The organism is Bradyrhizobium sp. BR 1432, from assembly GCF_051547705.1.
Taxonomy (GTDB): domain Bacteria; phylum Pseudomonadota; class Alphaproteobacteria; order Rhizobiales; family Xanthobacteraceae; genus Bradyrhizobium; species Bradyrhizobium zhanjiangense.
Genome location: NZ_JBPUGF010000003.1, coordinates 8,073,593 through 8,096,261 on the forward strand (window position 1 = coordinate 8,073,593; position 22,669 = coordinate 8,096,261).

The following is a 22,669-nucleotide window of genomic DNA, read 5'->3' on the forward strand; positions in this document are numbered from 1 at the left end:
TTACGCGTTCGAAGATGAATCGCGGCGAGGCGTGCGTTCATCGCTTGAATTTCACATCGCACCGGCTCAAGATCATTTTCGAAAGCAATACTCCGGCATGTGAACCGGCTGAGGGGCAGGCCATATGGACGAGCTGATCGGACGGCTGGCGACAAACGCCAGCATAGATAGTGCTGTCGCGGAAAAGACCGTCGGCATTATCCTGGGCTTCCTCCGCAGCGAGGGTCCTTCCGATAGCGTTCAGGCTCTGATTGATCAAATCCCCGGAGCAGAAGCCGCGATCGAGGCGTGCAAGAGCGGCGGCGGACTGTCGCGGCTGATGGGCGGCGGCCTGATGGCCGTCGGCTCGCGCCTGATGGGCCTTGGACTGGGCATGTCGGAGATTCAAAACGTCGCCCGTGAACTTTTCCGCTTCGGCCGAGACAAAATCGGAGCGGATCAGATGGGCAAGATCATCGCGGGGACGCCGGGCCTCAGCCAGTTCGCCTGAAGCCACGCATTTCATATTCGAGTATCATGACATATCCGATCTCCGAGATTGACGGCCTGTCGGCCTTTGCCGCCAACAAATTGAAGGCGCAAGGAATCCGCACCACCGACGCGCTGCTCGAAGCCGCCTCCACCGTGAAGGGCCGCAAGGCACTGTCCGCCAAGACCGGCATCAGCGAGCAGCTGCTGTTGGAATGGGCCAACGTCTCGGACTACATGCGCATCCCCGGCATGGGCCGGGCCAAGGTCGGCCTCGTTCGCGCCGCCGGCGTCACCACCGTACGCGAGCTTGCTTATCGTAATCCGGCAAGGCTCGCCCAGAGCATGCGGGACGCCAACGAGAAGAAGAAGCTCCTCCGCATCCTGCCTTCCGAGAAGTCGGTCGGCGACATCATCGCCAAAGCGAAGAAGCTGCCGCCGAAGATCACGTATTAGGGCGGCGTCTCTCTTAGCATACGGCTAGCCGCGTTAGCTCTCGGCGCCGTTTGCTGACGGGCATCACTGCATCCCCCAAACTCCGTCGTCATACCCCGCGAAGGCGGGGTATCCAGTACGCCGCGGCTGCTCCGTATCACGGGCTCGCCTCTGGAATACTGGATTGCCCGCCTTCGCGGGCAATGACAGCGAGGGTGTTGGCACCCCGCGGGCATGTCGGCCCCCCTTCCGTCTTGACTCCCCCTCCCCGACCGCTAAAGCCACCCGCATGAGTGCCTCGCCCTCTCCATCCGTCCCGCCGGCCGGCTCGGCCAGGGCCGACGTGCTGCGGACGCTGCTGGAACGATCGATTCCGGCGGTGATGGGGGTGCTCAACGTCACCCCGGATTCCTTCTCCGATGGCGGCGAGTTCATCGCGCCCGAGCAGGCCTTCGCGCGAGCCCGGGCGATGATCGCTGATGGCGTCGACATCATCGATATTGGCGCCGAGTCCACCCGGCCCTACAAGGGCGCCCAGCCGGTCACGGCGGAATACGAACTCGCCCGGCTGAAGCCGGTGCTGGCTGGTGTCGTGGCGCTTGGGGCGCCCGTCTCGATCGACAGCATGAAGGCGGAGGTGGTGGCCTTCGCGCTCGACCAGGGCGCGGCCATCGTCGACGATGTCTGGGGTCTGCAACGCGACGCCGCCATGGCACCGCTGGTCGCTGTGAAAGGCGTTCCGGTCATCGTCATGCATAACCGCGACAATGCCGACCCCACCATCGACATCGTCACGGACATGAAGACCTTCTTCCTGCGCTCGCTGGATATTGCGGCCAAGGCCGGCATCGCGCGGGAAAAGATCGTGCTCGATCCCGGCATCGGTTTCGGCAAGACGGCCGAGCAGAGCATGATCGCGCTGGCGCGGCTGCGTGAACTCGACATGTTCGGCCTGCCAATCCTGGTCGGTGCCTCGCGCAAGCGCTTCATCGCTTCGGTGTCGCCGTCGGAGCCGAAAGAGCGGCTCGCCGGCTCGATCGCCGCGCACCTCATCGCCGCGCAGCGCGGCGCCAAGATCATCCGGACCCATGACGTCGCCGAAACCTTGCAGGCCCTGCGGGTGGCGCACGCAATCGAGAGCAAGCCATGACCGATACGATCTTCGTGACCGGCCTGTCGATCCATGCCCGCCACGGCGTCATGGATCACGAAACCGAAGTCGGCCAGCGCTTCGTCATCGATCTCGAACTCTATACCGATCTGTCGGAGCCTTCGCGTAGCGACCGGCTCGCCGACACCGTGTCCTACGCCGAGGTCGTGGCGACCACGACGGCAGCGTTCAAGAACACTAATTACAAGCTCCTGGAGCGCGCGGCCGGCGCGGTCGCCGATGCCATCCTGTCGCATTTCCCGCGCATCCGCGCCGTGAAGATCACCGTGCACAAGCCGCATGCGCCGATCGCCGCGATCTTCGATGACGTCGGCATCATGCTGACGCGCTCGCGGCATCCATAAGATGGCAAGCGTGCTGATCGCACTCGGCGGCAATGTCGGCGATGTCCGCGCGACATTCGGCAAGGCGATCGCCCATATCTGCGGCATGGCGCAAGCCGCGCTGATCGCGCGCTCGTCGGATTATGCGACCCCGCCGTGGGGCGACGAGGACCAGGACCCCTTCATCAATGCCTGCATCGAGATCGAGACCAGCCTCGATCCGCATGCACTGCTGTTCGTGCTGCAGAAGGTCGAGCAGAAATTCGGCCGCACACGCGACAAGGAGCGGCGCTGGGGCCCGCGCACGCTCGATCTCGACATGATCGCCTATGACGATGTGAGCTTGCAGAAACCCGATCTGACCCTGCCGCATCCGCGCCTGTTCGAGCGCGCCTTCGTGCTGGTGCCGCTGGCCGAAATCGCGCCCGACCGCGTGATATCAGGCATTCGTGTGCGTGACGGGCTCGCCAGCGTCTCGACGCAAGGCATTGAGCGGCTTCCGGATACCGGTTAACCAAAAACAACCGTTTGCAGGGACGGTCCGCCGTGGCAATTTCGCCTGCGAATAACAAGATTGTCGGGAGCCCTGGGCCGTATGACCTCCGTGACTGACGACCTGCCGCTGGCGGCGGAATTCCCCAAGGCCACGATCGAAGACTGGCGCAAGCTGGTCGACGGCGTGCTGAAAGGCGCGCCGTTCGAGAAGCTGGTCGGCAAGACCTATGATGGCCTGAAGATCGAACCGCTCTACCCGCGCGCCAAGGGCGTTGCGCCAGTGGCGGGCCGGCCGCTGGCTGCGCCCTGGCAGATCATGCAGCGGGTCGACCATCCCGATGCGGCCGCCGCGAACGCGCAGGCGCTGACCGATCTCGAGAATGGTGCGACGGGGCTCGCGCTGGTGTTCGCCGGCGGCAGCGGCGCCCACGGTTTCGGCCTGGAACCGTCGGCCGATGCAGTCGCAAAAGTCTTGAAGGACATCCATCTCGATGCCGGCATCGGCCTCGAGCTCCAGATCGGGCCGCAATCGCGGATGGCCTCGATCCATGTCGCGGAATATGTGAAGAGCGCTGGCCTCGATCCTGCCGCCTGCAACATCCGCTTCGGGCTCGATCCGCTCGCGGCTAGCGCTGTGTGGGGTCACAGCCCTTATACGTGGGAGGAAATTGTTCCCGCCGTCGCCGGCGCCATCAAGGGCCTGGCGGCGCTCGGCTTCAAGGGGCCGTTCGCGTCGGCCGACGGGCGCGTGATCCACGATGCCGGCGGCTCGGAGGTGCAGGAGCTCGCCTTCGTGCTCGCCTGCGGCGTTGCCTATCTGCGCGCGATCGAAGGCGCCGGCATTGCGCTGGGGCAGGCGCAGGGCATGGTCTATGCGCGGCTTTCCGCCGATGCCGACCAGTTCCTGACCATGGCCAAATTCCGCGCGCTGCGGCTGCTCTGGGCGCGCATCGAGACGGCGTGCGGACTCACGCCAAAACCGCTGTTCATCGCCGCCGATACGGCCTGGCGCATGCTGACGCAGCGCGACCCTTACGTGAACATGCTGCGCGCGACCATCGCGACCTTTGCGGCGGGGCTTGCCGGCGCCAATGCGATCACCGTGCTGCCGCACACGCTGGCGCTCGGGCTACCCGATCCGTTCGCGCGGCGCGTGGCGCGCAACACGCAGCTTTTGCTGCTGGAAGAGAGCAACCTCGCCAAAGTCAGCGATCCCGCCGCCGGCGCCGGCGGCATCGAGACGCTGACGGCGCAGCTCTGCGACGCCGCCTGGGCGCTGTTCCAGGAGAGCGAGAAAGCCGGCAGCGCCTTCGCAGCGCTTCAGCAGGGTCTGTTCCAGGGCAAGGTCGCGGCGGCACGAAAAGCGCGCGACGCCAACATCGCAAAGCGCCGCGACGTGCTGACCGGCGCCAGCGAGTTCCAAACCTGCACGAGAGCGAGACGCTCGTGCTGAAGGCGACGCCGGTCGCGCTTCCGCGTTACGGTGAGCAAAAATACGAATTCGAGTCGCTGCCACCGATCCGGCTTGCGGAACCGTTCGAAGCGTTGCGCGACAAGTCGGATGCCGCGTTGAAGGCACGTGGCGCGCGGCCAAAAGTGTTCCTGGCCAATCTCGGCACGCCCGCCGATTTCACGGCACGGGCGACCTTTGCCAAGAGCTTCTTCGAAGCCGGCGGCATCCAGGCCGTCGACAGCGAGGGCTTTGCCGATCCGGCCAAGCTCGCGGCCGCTTTCAAGGCCTCCGGCGCCGAACTCGCCTGCCTTTGTTCCAGCGACAAGGTCTATGCGGAACATGCCGAAGCCGCTGCACGGGCCCTGCAAACGACCGGCGCGCGGCATATCTATCTGGCAGGCCGCCCGACCAATGCCGAGGCGGCGCTGCGCGCGGCCGGCGTCACCGGTTTCGTCTTCGCCGGCGGCGATGCACTTGCGACGCTGCAAGACGCCTATCGACGGATGGAACAGGCATGACCGAAACCAGCAAACCCGTTCTCACCGGTGGCTGCCAATGCGGCGCCGTGCGCTTTGGAGTCATGACGGCGCCGACCAGGATCTCGATCTGCCACTGCCGGATGTGCCAGAAGGCGGCTGGCGCGCCATTCGCCTCTTTCGCCGACATCAACAAGACGGACTTTGCCTGGACCAAGGGGCAACCCTCATTCTTCCGATCCTCTTCGATCGCCCAGCGCGGCTTTTGCGCCGCCTGCGGCACGCCGCTGAGCTTTGGCCGCATCGACGGCGATCGGATCGAGATCATGACCGGCGCTTTCGACCATCCCGACCGGGTGATACCGACGCGGCAGTTCGGTACCGAGTCCCGTCTCGGCTGGGTGGTCGGCATCGCCAACCTGCCGAGCCAGACCACGCAACAGAATTACGGGCCGGAGAAGATGGCGACCATCGTCAGCCATCAGCATCCGGATCATGATTGAGCGTCTATCATATGGTTGAGACCATGAGCCGCATTCCCAATTTCGCCGATGTCGCCTTCGCGCGCACAACCACCGCCGCGCCGACCGGCAGCGCCGAGCCGTGGCTGACGCCCGAGGGCATTCTGGTGCAGCCCGCTTATGGCGAGGCAGATGTCGCCGGGCTCGATTTCCTCGAGACTTATCCCGGCATCGCGCCCTATCTGCGTGGTCCCTACCCCACCATGTATGTCAACCAGCCCTGGACCGTCAGGCAATATGCCGGCTTCTCCACGGCGGAGGATTCCAACGCGTTCTACCGCCGCAACCTCGCGGCGGGACAGAAAGGCCTCTCGGTCGCCTTCGACCTCGCCACCCATCGCGGCTATGACAGCGACCATCCGCGCGTTGGCGGCGACGTCGGCATGGCCGGTGTTGCCATCGATTCCATCTACGACATGCGCACGCTGTTCGCAGGGATTCCGCTCGACCAGATGAGCGTGTCCATGACCATGAACGGCGCGGTGCTGCCGATCCTCGCGCTCTATGTCGCGGCTGCCGAGGAACAGGGCGTGCCGCCGGAAAAACTCTCAGGGACGATTCAGAACGACATTCTGAAAGAGTTCATGGTGCGCAACACCTACATCTATCCGCCTGCGCCTTCGATGCGGATCATCTCGGACATCTTCGCCTACACCTCCACGAGGATGCCGAAGTACAATTCGATCTCGATCTCCGGCTATCACATGCAGGAGGCCGGTGCGACGCAGGATCTCGAGCTCGCCTATACGCTCGCCGACGGCGTCGAATATCTGCGCGCCGGCCTTGCCGCCGGCCTCGACGTCGACCGTTTCGCGCCGCGCCTGTCGTTCTTCTGGGCGATTGGCATGAACTTCTTCATGGAAGTCGCCAAGCTGCGCGCCGCGCGCCTGCTCTGGGCGAAGCTGCTGAAGCCGTTCAACCCGAAAGACCCGCGCTCGCTGTCGCTGCGCACGCACAGCCAGACCTCGGGCTGGTCGCTGACGGCGCAGGACGTCTTCAACAACGTGATGCGCACCACCGTCGAGGCGATGGCGGCCACCCAAGGCCACACCCAGTCGCTGCACACCAATGCGCTCGACGAGGCCTTGGCGCTGCCGACCGATTTCTCGGCGCGTATCGCCCGCAACACCCAGCTTTTCCTCCAGCAAGAGAGCGGCACCACCCGCATCATCGATCCCTGGGGCGGTTCGTATTATGTCGAGCGGCTGACGCGCGACCTCGCGGCGAAGGCCTGGAGCCATATCCAGGAGGTCGAGGAGCTCGGCGGCATGGCCAAGGCCATCGAGGCCGGCGTGCCCAAGCTGCGCATCGAGGAAGCCTCGGCCAAGACGCAGGCCCGCATCGATGCCGGCAAGCAGGCGGTGATCGGCGTCAACAAGTACAAGCCGACCGACGAAGCTCCCATCGACATCCTCAAGGTCGACAACACCAATGTCCGCCGCTTGCAGATCGACAAGCTGACGCGGCTGAAATCCGAGCGCAATCAGAAGGACGTCGATGCCGCCCTCGCCGCGCTGACGCGCTCGGCCGGCGAAGGCAACGGCAATCTGCTCGCGCTCGCCATCGACGCGGCACGGGCCAAGGCGACCGTCGGCGAGATTTCGGAGGCGATGGAGAAGGTGTTCGGCCGGCACCGCGCCGAGATCAAGTCCATCACCGGCGTCTACAAGCGGGAGGCGTCCAGCATGGGTAACCAGGTCGAGAAGGTTCAGGCGCTGATCGACGCCTTCGAGGAGGCGGAGGGCCGCCGCCCGCGCATCCTGGTCGCCAAGATCGGCCAGGACGGCCACGACCGCGGCCAGAAGGTGATTGCGTCTGCCTTCGCCGACATCGGCTTCGACGTCGACATCGGACCGCTGTTCGCCACGGCGGATGAAGCCGCGCGGCAAGCGGTCGAGAACGACGTCCATATCCTCGGCGTCTCCTCACTCGCCGCCGCCCATCTCACCGCCGTGCCCGCGCTGAAGGCGGCGCTGAAGAAGCAGGGCCGCGACGACATCATGATTATCGTCGGCGGCGTGGTGCCGCCGCAGGATTACGATGCGCTCTATGCCGCCGGCGCCGAAGCCATCTTCCCGCCCGGCACCGTGATCGCGGACGCAGCCGAGGAGCTGATCCGCAAGCTGAACGCCCGGCTCGGGCATAGCGAGGCGGCGGAGTAACCGACGCCGCCGATCTTCCGACAAGAAGGATTTTGCGTGATGTTTCCCGCGCCAACGTTCATGCGCGCGCTGGCTGCGGCCGCGGTTTGCGGCGCGCTGGTCGGTCTGGCAAACGCAGCCGAACCCAATCCCGACGCCGTCATCAAGACCAAGAGCATCGAGGCGCAAATCTTCCTCGACGATAAGGTCAAGGCAGATGCAGCGCTGGCGGCCGATTGCCTTGCTGAAGGCAGGAAATGGCTCGACAAGAACGCGGCCGAAGCTGCCGCCTCGCGCAAGGAGTATCCGCAGTTCTTCAAGGACGGCGGCTGGGATTTCGAGCGCAGATACACGATCCGCTCGGTGATTGCCGATCGCTACGTCAGCGTCCTGCGCAACGACTACATGGACACGCACGGCGCCCATCCGAACTCGGACGTAAACACGATCCTGTGGGACAAGACCGAGAACAAGCGCATCTCGATCCGCCCGTTCTTCGCCGAGACCGTCGACAACGGGGCGACTATGAAAGCGATGGTGAAGGCCGTGCTCGTCTCACTGAGAGCCGAAAAGAAGAAGCGCGACGCCAGCGAGACAGCGACCGACGAGTGGTTCAAGGGCGTCGCGCCGAACCTGCTCAGGATCGGCGCAGTGACGCTCGCGCCCTCAGCCGAAGCGGGCAAGAGCTCCGGCCTCACCTTCCATTACCCGCCCTACGCCGTCGGCCCCTACGCCGAGGGCGAATATGTCGCGTTCGTGCCGTGGGAGGCGCTGAAGCCCTACCTGACCGCGGAAGGCACCCGCATCTTCGGCGGCGCACGGCCGAAGGGCGACGCGGACGCGCAGTGAGCGCTCGCTAACGCGATCGCGGACTGACGCGAGCCAATGTCCGCGCAAGTCGAGTCCGTCCAATCGGGAATCCAGGAGCCAAACAGCGCTTGCCAGCGATCGGCGTCCGCAGGTTCCGTATCGAGGGCGACCGACCATTCGATGAGGGTGCGGTCACCTTCGATGATCGGGCGCAGATGCATGGTGCCCTGGTAGCGCGTCGGCGCTGGCGCTTGGCTCCCCGCTTGGCTCCCGTCATCTTGCGGATACGGCAGCGCTTCGAGACCGGCATAGGTCAGGCTGTGCTGCCGGTCCGAGTGATCGACCAGGCGCTGGCGGATCCAGTTTCCGAGATAGCAGAAGCGCCTGATGGCGCCGACTTCGTCGCCGCGCTTGTCGTCTTCGATCACGCTCTCGCTCACCCCGTCGATGTAAGCGGGATAGTTGTTGAAATCGCGGATGAGCGACCAGACTTCGTCCAGCGGGTGGTCCAGCACGGCGCTGTAATAGGCTTGGGTCATGGCTTGCCTTCTTTCGTTACGCGCTGAGGTTGGCGACTTGCGCGGGCAAAACCCACCCGATTTCCGACTGGCCTTTCCGGTGGGCCTCCAGCTTTCACACAACAGTACGATCCCATTGGTAGCGCTACCTTGCAGCGGCGCCGCAAAGCCGACTAGAATGCCGCCGTTGACAAGAGCGCCCGACGTCACGGGCGCCGCTGGGAGGCATTCAATGTCCAAGATTTCGCGCCGCACCTTTGCGGCTTCATCCGCCGCCGTTGCGGCATCCGCCGCTTTCGGGTTCAAGCCCGCACGCGCGCAAACCTATCCGGCGCGGCCGGTCACCGTGATCGTGCCCTGGGGCGCCGGCGGTGGCACCGACGCGACTGCGCGCATCGTCGCGGCGCTGCTGGAGAAAGATCTCGGCCAGCCCTTCAACGTGGTCAACCGCACCGGTGGCTCCGGCGTCGTCGGCCACAGTGCGATCGCAACCGCGCAGCCCGACGGCTACACCATCGGCATGCTCACGGTCGAAATCTCGATGATGCACTGGCAGGGCCTCACCGACCTGACGCCGAAGAGCTACACGCCGCTGGCGCTGATGAACGAGGATCCGCCCGGCATTCAGGTCTCCTCCTCCTCGCCGTACAAGACGGTCAAGGAGCTCGCCGAGGCGATCAAGGCGGCGCCCCCGGGCAAGTTCAAGGCTTCGGGCACCGGCCAGGGCGGCATCTGGCATCTGGCGCTGGTCGGCTGGATGCAGGCGATGGGCCTACCCGCCAACCAGGTCGCCTGGGTGCCCTCGAACGGCGCGGCGCCAGCCATGCAGGATCTCGCCGCCGGCGGCCTCGACCTCACCACCTGCTCGGTGCCGGAAGCGCGCGCCATTATCGAGGCCGGCAAGGCCAGGAGCCTCGCCATCATGGCACCGGCGCGCAATCCGATCTTCAAGGACGTGCCGACGCTGAAGGAGGCGATGGGCATCGATTACGCGACCGGCGCCTGGCGCGGCATCGGCGCACCCAAGAACCTGCCGCCGGAGATCGCAACGAAGCTCACCGCGGCCCTGAAGAAGGTCTACGACTCCGCCGAGTTCAAGGACTTCATGAGCAATCGCGGCTTTGGCACTGTGTGGGGCGATGGCGCCCATTTCGCCGGCTTCATGGACAAGGGCGATGCCCAGATGGGCGAGGCGATGAAGGCGGCCGGCCTGAGCAAGGCGTGACCTGGTACTGCAACGCTCTGATCGCCTCTCCCCGCCTGCGGGGAGAGGCCGGAATTCGCGCAAGGCGCGGATTCCGGGTGAGGGGGACTCTCCACGAATCCAACTCTCACCGTCCTCGCGGAGAACCCCCTCACCCCAACCCTCTCCCCGCGCGCGGGGAGCGGGAGAACACTCTTTGTCAGGACTTCCCCATGCGTCTTCCCAACTCCGTCACGGGATCGTTTCTCGTCACACTCGGCGCAGCCGCCGCCTATGGCGGTTGGATCTTGCCGCCGGTGCCGGGGCAGCCGGTCGGCCCCAACGTGTTTCCGCTGGTGATCGGGACGGGGCTCGCGCTATGCGGGCTCGCGATCGTGTTCGGCATCGGCCATTCCTTCGAGGAGGAGGAAGAGCTCATCCCGTTCGAGGACGGCCAGGCAGCTAGCCCGCCGCCGCAGGGCAAGCTCTACGGCCTGCGCGCGCTGCTGCCGCCGGCGCTGCTGCTGTTCTACGTCTTTGCCGCCGACCGGCTCGGCTTCATCATCACCGCGGCGATCATGGTCTACGTGACGTCGACCGCGTTAGGGGCGAAGTGGAAGCTGGCGCTGCCGCTCGCGGCGCTCTCGCCGTTCGCCATTCACCTCATCTTCGGCAAGCTGCTCCGCGTGCCGCTGCCTGCCGGCCTGCTGCCAACGCCCTGGTAATCCCATGCTGAAAACCCTGATTGATGCGTTCGCACTGATCTCCACCTGGGAGGTCATCATCGCGATGTTCGCGGCCTCCGTGTACGGGCTCGTGATCGGCTCGCTGCCGGGCTTGTCGGCGACGATGGCGACCGCCCTGCTCGTCCCCGTCACCTTCTACCTGTCGCCGATCGCGGCGATCGCGACCATCGTCGCGGCCTCCTCGATGGCGATCTTCTCCGGTGACATTCCGGGCGCGCTGCTGCGCATTCCCGGCACGCCGGCTTCCGCCGCCTATGCCGACGAAGCCTATGCCATGACCCGCAAGGGCCAGGCCGAGCTTGCGCTCGGAGCCGGCGTCTGGTTCTCCGCGGTCGGCGGCATTGCCGGGGTGCTGTCGTTGATGATCCTGGCGCCGCCGCTGGCCGAGATCGCGCTGTCGTTCTCGACCTTCGAATATTTCTGGCTGGCGCTGCTCGGCCTGATGTGCGCCACCTTGGTCGCGCGCTCCTCGCCGGTGAAGGCGATCGCGGGCATGTTCATCGGCCTCTTGGTCTCCTGTATCGGCATCGAGAACCCCGGCGGCGTGCCGCGCTTCACCTTCGGCATCACCGACCTGTTCGGCGGCATCGAGCCGATCCCGGCGCTGGTCGGCGTGTTCGCAGTGGCGCAGGTGATGCGCGCGATGCTGACGCCCGAGCCGCCACCGCTGCCGCGGCGTAAATTCGGGAGCATCATGGCCGGCCAGTGGAAGCTGACGAAGCTTTATCACTGGCAGATGACGCGCGGGAACATCGTCGGCATCATCATCGGCGTGCTGCCCGGCGCCGGCGCCGACATGGCCGCCTGGGTCTCCTACGCGATGTCGAAGCGGTTCTCCAAGGAGCCGGAAAAGTTCGGCACCGGTCATGTCGAAGGCCTGGTCGAGGCCGGCGCCAGCAACAATGCCAGCATCGCCTCCGGCTGGGTGCCTTCGCTGCTGTTCGGCATCCCCGGCGACACCATCGCCGCGATCGCGATCGGCGTGCTCTACATGAAGGGCCTCGATCCGGGCCCGACGCTGTTCACCGAGAAGGCGTCCAGCATGTATGCGATCTATCTGATGTTCATCATCGCGAACATTTTGATGATCCCGCTCGGCATCGCCATGATCCGCGTTGCCGCCTACATCCTGCTGGCGCCGCGCTCCACAGTGATGCCGATCATCATGCTGTGCTGCGCGGTCGGCTCGTTCGCGATCGGCAATAACATGTTCGGCGTCGTCACCGTCGCCGCCTTCGGCGTGATCGGCTATGTGATGGAGGCCAACGGCTACCCCGTCGCAGCCATGGTGCTCGGCATCGTCATGGGCACCATGGTCGAGCAGGCTTTCGTCACGTCGTTGATCAAGTCGGACGGAAGCATCCTGCCGTTCTTCGAGCGCCCGGTCGCGGCGATCCTTGCCGCGATGGCGATCGGCGCCCTGCTGTGGCCCGTGATGGTGTGGATCTGGCGCAAGATGAAACCGCTCCAGACGGCCGCGGCAACATCCCGGTGATTCCAGGCGAGCGGCGCCCTCGTCTGCCCATCGAGACGCCCCTAAGTCCGGCGCTGGGCCGCTTGGCGGCTTTGTGCTAGTATCCAGCCATGATCGAGGTCGCCGACATTCCGCTTCAGACAATTATTCTGAAGCTCAAGGAGATCGCTCCCGCCTTGAGGGCTGCGGGCGTGAAACGGCTATACATCTTCGGATCACGTGCCCGCGGTGATGCGCGGCCCGACAGCGACCTGGATGTTCTCGTCGAAACGACCTCGCGCGAGGAACCACCACGGTTCGATTTCTTCAAAGTCCTGCATCTGATAGAAGATGAGGTGGGCCTCACGACGCAAATTTCATTGCGAAACCTGCTGAAGCCCCGCATCGCCGAGCGGATCGCGGATGACCTGGTCGAGGTATTCTAGATGCCGCCGACCGCGGAAGACCGGTTGCGAGACATTCTCGAAGCCATCGTCGAGATCGAGGCATTGCTGGCAGGCTACAACCTCGACCTCTTCACTGCAGACAAGACGCGCCGCATGGCGACAGAACGCTATCTCGAAGTCATATGTGAAGCTGCCCGGCGCTTGACTGACGATATCAAGAAAGACGCGCCAGAGATCGACTGGCAGAGAATGGTCGATTTCGGCAACCACTTGCGCCACGCGTACCATGCAACAGACGTAGGGATTGTGTGGGACATCGTTCAAGATCATCTTCCGCCGTTGAAATCTTTCGTTGAACGGTGCATTCGGGCATCCAGCTGATGATGCATCCACCCGCTCGCCTGCAACGATGACCAGCCCCAAGACGTTCGACATCAAATCCCTCGCCCGCGACCTCCGCGCCGGCAGCCGCGCGGCGCTGGCGCGGGCCATCACGCTGGTGGAGAGCCGGCGCGGTGACCATCAGGCGCTGGCGCGCCAGCTGGTGCAGATGCTGCTGCCCGACACCGGCAAGGCATTTCGCGTCGGCATCACCGGCTCGCCCGGCGTCGGCAAATCAACCACGATCGACGTGCTCGGGACGTATCTGATCGAACAGGGCCACAAGGTCGCCGTGCTCGCGGTCGATCCGTCCTCGGCGCGCAGCGGCGGCTCGATCCTCGGCGACAAGACGCGGATGGCGCGGCTGGCGGCCTCCACTGATGCCTTCATCCGCCCCTCGCCGTCCTCGGGCACGCTCGGTGGCGTTGCGGCCAAGACGCGCGAGGCGATGCTGCTCTGCGAAGCCGCCGGCTTCGACGTCGTGCTGGTCGAGACCGTCGGCATCGGCCAGTCCGAGACCGCGGTCTGCGACATGACCGACTTCTTCCTCGCCCTGATGCTGCCGGGCGGCGGCGACGAGCTACAAGGCATCAAGAAGGGTCTGGTCGAGCTCGCCGACATGATCGCCATCAACAAGGCCGACGGCGACAACCTCAAGCGCGCCAAGATCACCGCGGCCGACTATCGCGGCGCGCTGCATATCCTCAGCCCCCGGTCAGAGCATTGGCACCCACCGGTCGAGACCTATTCGGCGCTCACCGGCACCGGCATCGCCGAGCTCTGGCAGAGGGTTCTGGATCACCGCAAGGCGATGAGCGCATCCGGCGAGTTTGCCGCGCGTCGGCGCGATCAGCAGGTGAAGTGGATGTGGTCGATGCTGGAGCAGCGGATGCTGGCGCGGCTGCGCAGCGAGGCATCGGTGCGGACCAAGGTCCGGAAGATCGAGGCGGAGGTGGCCGACGGCCATCTGACGCCGGCGCTCGCCGCCGAGCAGATCTTGGAGTTGCTGCAATGAGCGAAAAGCTCCGCGTTCTCCTGACCGGCTTCGGGCCGTTTCCCGGCGCGCCCTATAATCCGACCCAGCCACTGGTGGCGCGACTGGCGCAGCTGCGCCGCCCGGCACTCGACAATGTCGCGATTGCCAGTCACATTTTCCCGGTCACCTATGCTGCGGTCGACCGGCAATTGCCTGACGTGCTCACGAAGGTGAAGCCGGATGCGCTTCTGATGTTCGGCCTCGCCGCACGCACGCCTTACTTGCGCATCGAGACCCGCGCCCGCAATGCCGTCACCATGCTCTGGCCGGATGCCGCCAACACCCGCTCGAGCAAGCGCGGCATCGCCGGCCATGCGGACGCGATGATGTTCGGTCCGCACACCGCAAGGCTGCTGCGCGCCGCACGTCTCACCGGCATCGATGCGCGCTCTTCGCGCGATGCCGGCGCCTATCTCTGCAACTATCTGAGCTGGCGCGCGATCGAGAATGTGAGAGCGGGCGGGCCAAGGCTTGCGGCGTTCATCCACATTCCCCTGCTCGCGCGTAGCGGCGCCGTGCGCCGCAAGGGCGCAGCCCGGATCACATTGGACGAGCTGGTGGATGCTGGCGAAGCCATGCTGATGGAGATGGTGCGGTTGGCAAGGAAGGAGCGGAACACACCGGTTTCGTAGGGTGGGCAAAGGCGCACTTGCGCCGTGCCCACCATGCATCTGCATCCGAGGTGCCAATGGTGGGCACGCTTCCGCCTTCGCTCTCCGAGCTACGGCGGACAGGTCGTTTGCCCACCCTACCGCACCTCGCTTGCGTAAACATTTAACCCTACCGCGAACAATCCTCACGCCACCGGCCGCCCCTGCGCTACCTCAGTCGGCGCGGACACCTCCCGCGTCCGCCGGAGGACGCGTCATGGACCTCAATCGCCGTCATCTCATCGGAGCTTCGACCGCCGGCATCGCCGGCGCGCTCGCCATGCCGGCTGACGCTGCGCGCGCGGCGCCGCTGACTTCCCTGCTCGGCCGCGACGCCACGCAATTCGGCGTGCGGCCCGGCAGCAGCGAGGACCAGACGCGAGCGCTTCAGCGTGCGATCGATGAGAGCGCGCGGGCGCAGATGCCCCTCGCCTTGCCGCCCGGCACCTACCGGACCGGCCTGTTGCGGCTCCCGAACGGCGCACAACTGATTGGAGTGCGCGGTGCGACGAAACTCGTTTTCACCGCCGGAGCCTCGGCGATCCAGAGCGACGGCGCGGACTCGATAGGCCTCACCGGGATCACCTTCGACGGCGGCAACATTCCGCTGCCGACGCGGCGCGGCCTGATCCACGTCCTCGGCGGCCGCGACATCCGCATCACCGATTGCGCGATCACCGGCTCCGGCGGCAGCGGGGTCTGGCTCGAACAGGTGTCCGGCGACATTTCCGGCAATATGTTCACCAATATCGCGGTGACGGCGGTGGTCTCGTTCGATGCCAGGGGCCTCAGCGTTTCCCGCAACACAATCACCGGCACCAATGACAACGGCATCGAGATCCTGCGCACCGCGATCGGCGATGACGGCACGCTGGTCGCTGACAACCGCATCGAGGACATCAAGGCCGGCCCCGGCGGCTCCGGCCAGTACGGCAACGCCATCAACGCCTTTCGCGCCGGCAATGTGATCGTGCGCGGCAACCGCATCAGGAATTGCGACTACTCCGCGGTGCGCGGCAACTCCGCCTCCAACATCCACATCACCGGCAACAGTGTCAGCGACGTGCGCGAAGTCGCGCTCTATTCCGAGTTCGCGTTCGAAGCCGCGGTGATCGCCAACAACACCGTCGACGGCGCCGCCGTTGGCGTCTCCGTCTGCAATTTCAACGAGGGCGGCCGCATCGCCGTTGTCCAGGGCAACATCATCCGCAATCTGCTCCCGAAGCGTCCGATCGGCACCGTACCCGACGACGATGCCGGCGTCGGCATCTACATCGAAGCGGATTCATCGGTGACCGGCAACGTGATCGAGAACGCGCCATCCTACGGCATCGTCGCCGGCTGGGGCAAATATCTGCGCGACGTCGCGATCACGGGGAACGTGATCCGCAAGGCCCTGGCCGGCGTCGGCGTCTCCGTGGTGCCGGGAGCCGGCACTGCGCTCGTCAACAACAACATGATCTCCGAGACCCCGCGCGGCGCCGTGGTCGGGCTGGATCATGCGCGTGCGGTGACGTCGGACCTGTCGGCCGACGGTGCGCAGCGGTTCGCGCAGGTGGTGGTCGGCGGGAATGCAGTGCGGCGTTAACTGTGCGGCTGGCAGACGGGCCGAGCATCCTTCGAGGCTCCCCACGCGGCGCGTTGCGCCACGTGTCTCGCACCTCAGGATGACGGGACGAGCGAGCGAACTCGACTTCGCGAAGAGCTATTCGGCACCACACTCAAAGGCTGTTAAGTCTGATATTGACAACAAGCACGCTGCCGTCATCCTGAGGTGCGAGCCGTGCGGTGCGGAGCACCGCGCGGGGAGCCTCGAAGGATGATTTGTGGGCATCTTTGTCTACATGCTGCGGTGCGCGGATGGCTCGTTCTATATCGGGAGCGCCACTGGAGAGGACGTGTCCAAGCGCGTCGATGAGCACAATGCCGGCGCTTATCCCGGATATACCTATTCGAGGCGTCCGGTCGTCTTGGTGTGGTCCGAGCATTTCGAACGGATCACCGACGGCATTGCGGCCGAACGGCAGCTCAAGGGATGGAGCCGCGCCAAGAAGGAAGCGCTTGTTCGCTCGGATTGGAAGGCAGTAAGCCTGCTTGCGCGCCGACGTGCGGGAGCGCCGAGGTCCAAGAAGTGAGCGGCGACGCGGCTGGCAGACGGGCCGCACATCCTTCGAGGCTCGCCCTTGCGGTGCTCTTACCGCAAGGCTCACGCCTCAGGATGACGGGGTTGGAGAAGTTCGGCTGCCCTCTTGAACATCCCTTAGAACGCGTTCCGCAGCAGCGGGTATTTTGCCTGCAGGCCGTCGAGGCTGAAGGTGAATTCGACGACGCGCTCGGGGGCTGCGACGATTTCGGCGGCGGGCGGGGAGAACTGCGGCAGAAGCGTTGCCATCGTGGCCGGCGCCGTCGGCGGTGCCATCACGGCAGGTGCCGTGATCGGTGCCATCGCGGGCGGCGCGGAGAGCGGTGCGATCGGGGCGTCGGTGATGTCGGCGAGAGCGTCCGGCTTGGGATCGAGCCTGACCGGTACGGCGGTCTCGGGCGCGATGTGGACGGCCTTCGGCTGCACGGTCTGCGCCTGTTGCTCACGCGGAAACACGCGCGGCATCGTCGCCGGCGACCAGCCGAAGGCGGGCGTCACGCTCGCGGCTGCCGCGGCGACGTCCGCGCCCGTTGCAAGCGCGCGCCAGGTCTGGACCGCACGCTTGGCCTCCTGGATGTTTTCGAGGAATGCGATCTCGGAGTGGTAGCGGCGCCAGCGTCCGGTCTCGAACATTTCAGAGAGATGTTGCAGCCGCTGCTCGGCGAGAACGCACCAGCGTGCCGCAAGGTCGCGGCTAACAGCCACGTCGCGAATAGTCTCTTGGCGATGTGTCATGAACCAGCCCGTCAGGAGAAAACACGGACGCGGGGACGCAACGCACACGAATCAATTTAGACGCGACATGAATATTTTGTGGAAAAGTTTTGACTTGTCCAGCAACGACGCCGCGCCTGTCGTCAAAGACCGTAGTCGTGCGGAGATTTCCTGTGTTTTCGAGTCAAGCTTCGCACAAGCATGACGGGCTTGCGGCGTGCCGAGTCGACGATCGGCACGAACGCGGGCGCGATCCTTCAACCGGAAGCTGAACGAGCGCCAGGCTTCGAAAGATCAGATGCCTAAAAAGAAAAGACCCGTCCGGGGGGACAACCGGACGGGTCGAGCCATATGGGCGCTTGGGGTGGATGGGCGCTCGCGCCTGATATGACTGATGGGGAGGGATGACCGCTCCCACATAATTTGGTCGTGGCAGCTGGCTGAACGTTCAACGCGGGGTTTGCTTTTTTGACCTTCGCCGTGCGCGCATCTTTGTCGCAGCGGCTATCGCGGCGCCGGCCTATCCGCCTGAGAAATCGCGGATTTCTCTTCTGCGCTTGACAGCGAGGGTTGCTCGATCGCGCGGCTGCCCGGCTCATCGCGACGCTTGCCGGCGTCTTCACGTTTTGTTGTACCGGATGCCGCCGCAACCGGCGTCGCGCTGTCGGCGGGAACGGCCATGACCGCGGCAAACGCATCGGCCTCGCCGTCGCCGAACAGATCATCACGGCCGGGTGAACCGAGGTCGCGCGCGGTCTTCGCGAGCGCCATGCGCAGCTCTTCCGGCTTCAAGGCATGGTTGCGCTCGAACAGCAGCGCCGCGATGCCGGAAACATAGGCCGCCGAGAACGACGTGCCCGACGTCATCTGATATTTGCCGTCGGGCGCCGGCAGGAAGATGTCGACGCCGGGGGCTGCGACCGCGATGTAGTTGCCACGGTTGGAGGCGGTGAACAGCCGGTCCTGCTGATCGGTGGCGCTGACCGCGATCACGTTGGGATTGGCGGCGGGATAGAGCGGCGGCGATTTCGCGCCGGCATTGCCGGCGGCCGCAATCAGCACCAGCCCGCGCACAGCGGTCGCCGCGATGGCCCGCTCGATCACCGCGTCCTTCGGACCGGCGAAGCTCATGTTGACGATCTGCGCGCCGTGCTCGGCGGCATGGTTCAGCGAGCGCAGGATGATGTAGGACGAGCTCTCGGCGCCACCGGCGGTGCCGCCGAAGGCGCGGATCGCGATGATGCGCGCCTCGGGCGCGCTGCCCATCAACCGCGCATGCGCCACGATGGCGCCGGCGATGCCGGTGCCGTGAACGTGCGGCCCCTCGGCGCTGCCGAGCGCATCGAAATTGTCGGCAATGGAATTGGCGAGTTCGGGATGGCTGGCGTCGATGCCGGAGTCGATCACGGCAATCGTGACGTTGGCGCCGTGCGCCAGCGTATGCGCCTGCGGCAGGCGGAGCTTTGTCAGTGCATATTGCGCAGGATCGCCCTCGGTCGACCCCGACGATGTCTGGTCCTGGAGCACATAGCGGAAGTTCGGCTGAATCGAGCGCACACTTCCGTCGGCCGCGAATTCGCGCCGCACCGTCTCGTACGGCCGGCCGTCGCTGATGCGGAACAGGCCGAAAGTTGCGCCGATCAGCGGAAAATTCTCGGAGGCGACGCGCGTCAGGCCATGGCGGCGCGCAAGCTCATCGGCCTCGGCCGGCGCCAGCGCGCCGTCGATCTCGGCGACGAATTCGTTGGCGAAGCTGCGCAGGTTCACCGCGGCCGGCGTGCTGTTGCCACGCCCCTTGCCGGCGCTCTTCTTGCCTGATTTTCCACCGCCCTCGCCGCCCGCGTTCGGCTGCGCCAGGCATTCGCCGCCGGCATCGCGATAGGGTGCGGTGCAGGCCGGATAGAGGTTCGGCGAATAGCGCGCATAGGGCAGCACCGGCGTCGTCCGCATGCGCAACGGTGTGGTGCGGGGAATGGCCGCGATCGTCCGCGGGCCGCGGCCGACGCTGACCGCGCGCGCGGCAACACCGGGGCTGACACGCGGGGTAATGCTCGGAGAGATGGTCGGCGTGCGCGAGGGAACGCTGATCGTTGGCGTACGCATGATCGCCTGCGCCTGCGCCTCGGCGCCGAGACAGGCTGTGAGCAGCAGCGCGGCTCCAACCGACGAAACGTAGGCCCCGGCGCGTACCCTGCTCTCGGACTTGCGCATCATCGGTTCAGCGGCGCGTTCACGGCGTCGCGACGGCAAGATTGACGAACTTCTCGCGCTGCATCTTGCCGAGCAGCGAGGCGAGCTCATCCTGGCTCATCGCCTTGTTGAATTGGAGGCGGAACATGCCGCCCTTGGCTCCGTCGATGATCGACGCCTGATAGCTGTCGAGCAGCGCGGTGATGTCGGCGATGCGCGCCTCGGGGGTGAAGCGCACCAGCGCACGCGCCGGCGCGACCGTGCCACCAAGTTCGCGTGTGATCGGCGCACTGGTCGAGAGCGAAGCCGTCTGGAAGGTCGCCGGCTGGTTCTTCATCAGCACGGCGCCGATAATTCCGGCTTGCAGCACGAGCGCGACGGCGCCGAGGCTCGCCGACCAGGCCAGCGTCCGCGGCGACAGGCTCGCGAAGAAGGTCGCGATGCGTGCCGACAGCGGCAGCGAACCGGTCGCCCGCGCCGGCTCGGCATCGATCGCGGCAAACAGCTTCTGCATCGCGCGCGCCGACGGAGCGCCCAGGCTCTCGTTCAGATGAATGGTCTCTTCGTACTCGCCGCGGATCGCGGCATATTGCTTCGCAAGCTCCGGATCGCGCGCCAGCGCTTCCTCGACGCGGCGGGCATCGCGCGCGTTCAGCGTGCCGGCGGCGTGCCAGGGCAGCAGCAGTTCAATTTCACTGGGCTCTTGCTCCAGCATCTTCTTGCTCAAAGCCATCATGGCCAGCCTCGCTCAACGCCGGCTGCCTTCAGCAGTTCGGCCAGTTTCTTGCGCGCATAGAACAAGCGCGTCTTCACAGTGTTCTCCGGTATCCCGACGATTTCGGCCACCTCTTCCACGGACTTCTCGTGGTAGTAGACGAGATCGACGATTTCCCGGTGCTCCGGCGAAAGGCCCGTCAGACACTCCCGCAACGCCTCACTGGTATCCTTCTTCTGCACCACCGTTTCCGGATCGTCGGACGTATCCTCGATCGCGTTGGCGGCCTCTTCGTCCAACTCGAAATCCTTCCTGCGCCGAAGCGCAGACAGGGCCTTGAATCGGGTGATGGCCAGCAGCCAGGTGGAAACGGCGGATCGGCCCTCGAATTTGCCGGCTTGACGCCAGACGTCGAGAAACACCTCGCTGATGAGGTCCTCCGCCGCCTGCTCGTCCCGCACGACCCTGAGTCCGAACCTGTAAACCCTGACATGGTGCCGCCCGTACAGCACCTGCATGGCGAGCCGGTCGCCTTGAGCGATCCTGGCGATCAGGACCTCGTCCGAAGCCGCCTGTGTTGCGCTCAAAGGCCGTCTCGCAAAGTTGGTCGGGTCGGTGCGGCGGACGGTTCGACGGGGGGTACAAAATTATTCAAGTTACCGCACACATACGGGGGCCTATGTGATCTACCCCACATACGCGCTTTTTTCTCGTTCCATCGGCGGCGACCCGCCTCGATCCAGATCGGTAACATAATACTGAAATATTTCCCTGCGGAAGGACTGTCCGGCACAGGCAGCCCGGTCAAGTCTGGATCCATAGCAGCCCTGCACGGTGTATGTCTCACGAACCCCTGCTTTGGCTCGACCGCATCGCAAACCGATGCTTAACCGCCAGCAAATTTCGCTGCCGGGCCGACATTCCCCTGTTCCGCGCTGCACGGTTCGGATTCGATTTCGAAGGATACCAAACCTAAAGGCTTGCCACGTAGATTTTTGAGCTGACATCCACCATTGGCGGGACAATGAACACGGCCGCGACGTCGCTTCCCGAGAGGAATGCCGCTGAAGTCGCGGATCTCGTCCTCGCGCCCGCGACGGCGGCTCCGGAAGTCCTGGCTCGTCGGGCCCGGCAGCGCCGCCAGATGTATATCGGCCAGGTCGCGAGCTACTCGCTCGGCGCCTCCGTCCTGCTGCTGTACGCCTATGACGGTGCGATCTCCATGGGTGTGCCGTCGCTGTTCTGGCTCGGCGGCCTCCTGATCATCGGCACGTTCACCGTGCTGTCGGAAGCCGGCTTCGGCGATCGGTTCGAAGATCATTACCTCACCGTCTTCCAGATCTCGGCGCATATGGCGCTGCAACTGGTGTTCCTGCTGGCGGTGCCGACGGTCGGGGTCGCGTTCCTCGCCGTGCTGTTTCTAATCTTCGCATTTGGTACGCTGCGGATGACGTCGAGCCAGGCGATGCTCACCTGGGGTCTTGCCACCTGCGGGCTCGCCTTTGTCTTCCTTGGCTCGGATCTGCCGATCGGCCTGCCGGTTACGACCCGGTTGCAGCGGACCGGCTCCATGCTGTGCTTCGTGCTGGTGATCGGCCAGTGCGCTTTCCTCGGCCTGTTCGGCGCCACGCTGCGCAAGATCCTGTACCGGCGCAGCATCGAGCTGAAGGCCGCCTATCAGCGCATCGAGGAACTGGCCGAGCTCGACGAGCTCACCGGCTCCTACAATCGCCGCTGCATCATGCGGCTTCTCGATGCCGCGATCGACAGGTCGCGGCAGGCGTCAACGCCTTGCGCGATCGCGCTGATCGATCTCGATTGGTTCAAGCGCGTCAACGACGCCCACGGCCATCCCATCGGCGACGAGGTGCTGCGCACCTTCGCGATCACCATTTTCGCCAACATCCGCCAAGCCGACTGCTTCGGCCGCTACGGCGGCGAGGAATTTCTGCTGCTGCTGCCCGGAACCGATGGCGAGGCGGCATCGCGCATGCTCGAGCGCTTGCGCCAAATCATCGCCGATCTCGACTGGAGCGCATTTGCCCCCGGCCTGCGCGTGACCATTTCCGCGGGCGTCGTGACGCTGCGCGACAACGATACTGCCGACACGTTCTAGCACGCGCCGACCACGCGCTCTATTCCGCCAAGGCGCAAGGGCGCAATCGCATTGCAACGGGCTGACCAATTCATTTTTTCCGACGCGTGAGAAGACGCCGCCGGACCAAACGCTCCAGGACAGG

At 65.2% G+C, this 22,669-nt stretch carries 22 protein-coding genes and 2 pseudogenes; 19 read left to right on the top strand and 5 right to left on the bottom strand.

What is annotated here, in order from left to right; all coding sequences use genetic code 11:
• The first annotated feature begins 124 nt into the window (after positions 1 to 124).
• The 9 genes and pseudogenes from ACSKB8_RS39120 (at position 125) to ACSKB8_RS39160 (ending at position 8,332) form a co-directional block, all read left to right on the top strand.
• Complete coding sequence (locus ACSKB8_RS39120; RefSeq protein ID WP_091890866.1) at positions 125 to 490, top strand: hypothetical protein; 366 nt, start codon at positions 125 to 127, stop codon at positions 488 to 490.
• A 26-nt stretch (positions 491 to 516) separates the two neighbouring features.
• The gene (locus ACSKB8_RS39125) at positions 517 to 924 is read left to right on the top strand and encodes a DUF4332 domain-containing protein (RefSeq protein ID WP_128934964.1); all 408 of its coding nucleotides are present in this window, start codon (positions 517 to 519) and stop codon (positions 922 to 924) included.
• Positions 925 to 1,192: 268 nt separating this feature from the next.
• Positions 1,193 to 2,053, top strand: a complete 861-nt coding sequence (gene folP / locus ACSKB8_RS39130; RefSeq protein WP_438110852.1) for a dihydropteroate synthase — start codon at positions 1,193 to 1,195, stop codon at positions 2,051 to 2,053.
• A complete protein-coding gene (gene folB, locus ACSKB8_RS39135; protein ID WP_008553485.1) occupies positions 2,050 to 2,418 on the top strand; it encodes a dihydroneopterin aldolase in 369 nt (122 codons plus the stop codon). Before folP ends, folB begins: the two co-directional genes overlap by 4 nt.
• A 1-nt stretch (position 2,419) precedes the next feature.
• Positions 2,420 to 2,911: a 2-amino-4-hydroxy-6-hydroxymethyldihydropteridine diphosphokinase gene (folK, locus tag ACSKB8_RS39140; RefSeq protein WP_438109792.1), complete on the top strand. Its 492-nt coding sequence runs from the start codon at positions 2,420 to 2,422 to the stop codon at positions 2,909 to 2,911.
• 81 nt (positions 2,912 to 2,992) lie between these two features.
• A pseudogene (locus tag ACSKB8_RS39145) lies at positions 2,993 to 4,863 on the top strand (methylmalonyl-CoA mutase family protein).
• Positions 4,860 to 5,324 (top strand): GFA family protein, encoded by a 465-nt coding sequence (locus ACSKB8_RS39150; RefSeq protein WP_438109794.1) that lies wholly within the window; start codon positions 4,860 to 4,862, stop codon positions 5,322 to 5,324. The pseudogene ACSKB8_RS39145 and the gene ACSKB8_RS39150 overlap by 4 nt, the downstream one beginning before the upstream one ends.
• A 23-nt stretch (positions 5,325 to 5,347) precedes the next feature.
• Positions 5,348 to 7,504, top strand: coding sequence for a methylmalonyl-CoA mutase (gene scpA, locus ACSKB8_RS39155; RefSeq protein ID WP_438110854.1), 2,157 nt, complete (start codon positions 5,348 to 5,350; stop codon positions 7,502 to 7,504).
• Between the two features lie 39 nt (positions 7,505 to 7,543).
• On the top strand, positions 7,544 to 8,332 hold the full coding sequence (locus tag ACSKB8_RS39160) for an RsiV family protein (RefSeq protein ID WP_438109795.1): 789 nt from the start codon (positions 7,544 to 7,546) through the stop codon (positions 8,330 to 8,332).
• On the opposite strand, the gene ACSKB8_RS39165 is transcribed toward ACSKB8_RS39160, so the two are convergent.
• Positions 8,263 to 8,832, bottom strand: coding sequence for an SRPBCC family protein (locus ACSKB8_RS39165; RefSeq protein ID WP_438109797.1), 570 nt, complete (start codon positions 8,830 to 8,832; stop codon positions 8,263 to 8,265). The two genes, ACSKB8_RS39160 and ACSKB8_RS39165, sit on opposite strands and share 70 nt — an antisense overlap.
• A gap of 211 nt (positions 8,833 to 9,043) precedes the next feature.
• Here ACSKB8_RS39165 and ACSKB8_RS39170 point away from each other — a divergent pair, with 211 nt between their 5' ends.
• From ACSKB8_RS39170 to ACSKB8_RS39210, 9 genes are all read left to right on the top strand, one after another.
• Positions 9,044 to 10,036 carry a tripartite tricarboxylate transporter substrate binding protein gene (locus ACSKB8_RS39170; RefSeq protein WP_091890852.1) on the top strand — a complete coding sequence of 331 codons (993 nt, stop codon included), beginning with the start codon at positions 9,044 to 9,046 and terminating at the stop codon, positions 10,034 to 10,036.
• Between the two features lie 191 nt (positions 10,037 to 10,227).
• Positions 10,228 to 10,719: a tripartite tricarboxylate transporter TctB family protein gene (locus ACSKB8_RS39175; protein ID WP_438109799.1), complete on the top strand. Its 492-nt coding sequence runs from the start codon at positions 10,228 to 10,230 to the stop codon at positions 10,717 to 10,719.
• Between the two features lie 4 nt (positions 10,720 to 10,723).
• Positions 10,724 to 12,235: a tripartite tricarboxylate transporter permease gene (locus ACSKB8_RS39180; protein WP_438109801.1), complete on the top strand. Its 1,512-nt coding sequence runs from the start codon at positions 10,724 to 10,726 to the stop codon at positions 12,233 to 12,235.
• An 89-nt stretch (positions 12,236 to 12,324) separates the two neighbouring features.
• Positions 12,325 to 12,639, top strand: coding sequence for a nucleotidyltransferase family protein (locus ACSKB8_RS39185; protein ID WP_438109803.1), 315 nt, complete (start codon positions 12,325 to 12,327; stop codon positions 12,637 to 12,639).
• The gene (locus ACSKB8_RS39190; protein ID WP_438109804.1) at positions 12,640 to 12,981 is read left to right on the top strand and encodes a HepT-like ribonuclease domain-containing protein; all 342 of its coding nucleotides are present in this window, start codon (positions 12,640 to 12,642) and stop codon (positions 12,979 to 12,981) included. It begins immediately after the preceding gene.
• A gap of 28 nt (positions 12,982 to 13,009) precedes the next feature.
• Positions 13,010 to 13,996 (top strand): methylmalonyl Co-A mutase-associated GTPase MeaB, encoded by a 987-nt coding sequence (gene meaB, locus ACSKB8_RS39195; protein WP_438109806.1) that lies wholly within the window; start codon positions 13,010 to 13,012, stop codon positions 13,994 to 13,996.
• Entirely contained in the window at positions 13,993 to 14,649 is a 657-nt protein-coding gene (locus ACSKB8_RS39200) for a pyroglutamyl-peptidase I (protein WP_438109808.1), read from the top strand. Before meaB ends, ACSKB8_RS39200 begins: the two co-directional genes overlap by 4 nt.
• Positions 14,650 to 14,884: 235 nt before the next feature.
• Positions 14,885 to 16,255 carry a TIGR03808 family TAT-translocated repetitive protein gene (locus tag ACSKB8_RS39205; protein ID WP_438109809.1) on the top strand — a complete coding sequence of 457 codons (1,371 nt, stop codon included), beginning with the start codon at positions 14,885 to 14,887 and terminating at the stop codon, positions 16,253 to 16,255.
• Between the two features lie 238 nt (positions 16,256 to 16,493).
• The gene (locus ACSKB8_RS39210) at positions 16,494 to 16,802 is read left to right on the top strand and encodes a GIY-YIG nuclease family protein (protein WP_091890828.1); all 309 of its coding nucleotides are present in this window, start codon (positions 16,494 to 16,496) and stop codon (positions 16,800 to 16,802) included.
• 125 nt (positions 16,803 to 16,927) lie between these two features.
• Here the strand turns inward: ACSKB8_RS39210 and ACSKB8_RS39215 are convergent, their stop codons facing one another.
• The 4 genes from ACSKB8_RS39215 to ACSKB8_RS39230 form a co-directional block, all read right to left on the bottom strand.
• Positions 16,928 to 17,515 carry a TIGR03809 family protein gene (locus ACSKB8_RS39215; protein ID WP_438109811.1) on the bottom strand — a complete coding sequence of 196 codons (588 nt, stop codon included), beginning with the start codon at positions 17,513 to 17,515 and terminating at the stop codon, positions 16,928 to 16,930.
• A 513-nt stretch (positions 17,516 to 18,028) separates the two neighbouring features.
• The gene (locus tag ACSKB8_RS39220) at positions 18,029 to 19,738 is read right to left on the bottom strand and encodes a S8 family serine peptidase (protein ID WP_438109812.1); all 1,710 of its coding nucleotides are present in this window, start codon (positions 19,736 to 19,738) and stop codon (positions 18,029 to 18,031) included.
• 16 nt (positions 19,739 to 19,754) lie between these two features.
• Positions 19,755 to 20,450, bottom strand: a complete 696-nt coding sequence (locus ACSKB8_RS39225) for a hypothetical protein (RefSeq protein ID WP_091890819.1) — start codon at positions 20,448 to 20,450, stop codon at positions 19,755 to 19,757.
• Positions 20,447 to 21,016 carry a sigma-70 family RNA polymerase sigma factor gene (locus ACSKB8_RS39230; RefSeq protein ID WP_091890816.1) on the bottom strand — a complete coding sequence of 190 codons (570 nt, stop codon included), beginning with the start codon at positions 21,014 to 21,016 and terminating at the stop codon, positions 20,447 to 20,449. The genes ACSKB8_RS39225 and ACSKB8_RS39230 overlap by 4 nt, the downstream gene beginning before the upstream one ends.
• Positions 21,017 to 21,453: 437 nt before the next feature.
• Here ACSKB8_RS39230 and ACSKB8_RS39235 point away from each other — a divergent pair.
• Positions 21,454 to 22,610, top strand: a pseudogene (locus ACSKB8_RS39235) (GGDEF domain-containing protein).
• Positions 22,611 to 22,669: the final 59 nt, after the last annotated feature.

Excerpts from the sequence above, each read along its gene's own strand:
- folB (WP_008553485.1), top strand. The coding sequence starts at position 2,050 with ATGACCGATACGATCTTCGTGACCGGCCTGTCGATCCATGCCCGCCAC.
- ACSKB8_RS39175 (WP_438109799.1), top strand. The coding sequence starts at position 10,228 with ATGCGTCTTCCCAACTCCGTCACGGGATCGTTTCTCGTCACACTCGGC.
- ACSKB8_RS39225 (WP_091890819.1), bottom strand. The coding sequence starts at position 20,450 with ATGATGGCTTTGAGCAAGAAGATGCTGGAGCAAGAGCCCAGTGAAATT.
- scpA (WP_438110854.1), top strand. The coding sequence starts at position 5,348 with ATGAGCCGCATTCCCAATTTCGCCGATGTCGCCTTCGCGCGCACAACC.
- ACSKB8_RS39200 (WP_438109808.1), top strand. The coding sequence starts at position 13,993 with ATGAGCGAAAAGCTCCGCGTTCTCCTGACCGGCTTCGGGCCGTTTCCC.
- ACSKB8_RS39120 (WP_091890866.1), top strand. The coding sequence starts at position 125 with ATGGACGAGCTGATCGGACGGCTGGCGACAAACGCCAGCATAGATAGT.
- ACSKB8_RS39165 (WP_438109797.1), bottom strand. The coding sequence starts at position 8,832 with ATGACCCAAGCCTATTACAGCGCCGTGCTGGACCACCCGCTGGACGAA.
- ACSKB8_RS39125 (WP_128934964.1), top strand. The coding sequence starts at position 517 with ATGACATATCCGATCTCCGAGATTGACGGCCTGTCGGCCTTTGCCGCC.
- meaB (WP_438109806.1), top strand. The coding sequence starts at position 13,010 with ATGACCAGCCCCAAGACGTTCGACATCAAATCCCTCGCCCGCGACCTC.
- ACSKB8_RS39220 (WP_438109812.1), bottom strand. The coding sequence starts at position 19,738 with ATGATGCGCAAGTCCGAGAGCAGGGTACGCGCCGGGGCCTACGTTTCG.
- ACSKB8_RS39205 (WP_438109809.1), top strand. The coding sequence starts at position 14,885 with ATGGACCTCAATCGCCGTCATCTCATCGGAGCTTCGACCGCCGGCATC.
- ACSKB8_RS39185 (WP_438109803.1), top strand. The coding sequence starts at position 12,325 with ATGATCGAGGTCGCCGACATTCCGCTTCAGACAATTATTCTGAAGCTC.
- ACSKB8_RS39190 (WP_438109804.1), top strand. The coding sequence starts at position 12,640 with ATGCCGCCGACCGCGGAAGACCGGTTGCGAGACATTCTCGAAGCCATC.
- ACSKB8_RS39160 (WP_438109795.1), top strand. The coding sequence starts at position 7,544 with ATGTTTCCCGCGCCAACGTTCATGCGCGCGCTGGCTGCGGCCGCGGTT.
- ACSKB8_RS39170 (WP_091890852.1), top strand. The coding sequence starts at position 9,044 with ATGTCCAAGATTTCGCGCCGCACCTTTGCGGCTTCATCCGCCGCCGTT.
- ACSKB8_RS39180 (WP_438109801.1), top strand. The coding sequence starts at position 10,724 with ATGCTGAAAACCCTGATTGATGCGTTCGCACTGATCTCCACCTGGGAG.
- folK (WP_438109792.1), top strand. The coding sequence starts at position 2,420 with ATGGCAAGCGTGCTGATCGCACTCGGCGGCAATGTCGGCGATGTCCGC.
- ACSKB8_RS39150 (WP_438109794.1), top strand. The coding sequence starts at position 4,860 with ATGACCGAAACCAGCAAACCCGTTCTCACCGGTGGCTGCCAATGCGGC.
- folP (WP_438110852.1), top strand. The coding sequence starts at position 1,193 with ATGAGTGCCTCGCCCTCTCCATCCGTCCCGCCGGCCGGCTCGGCCAGG.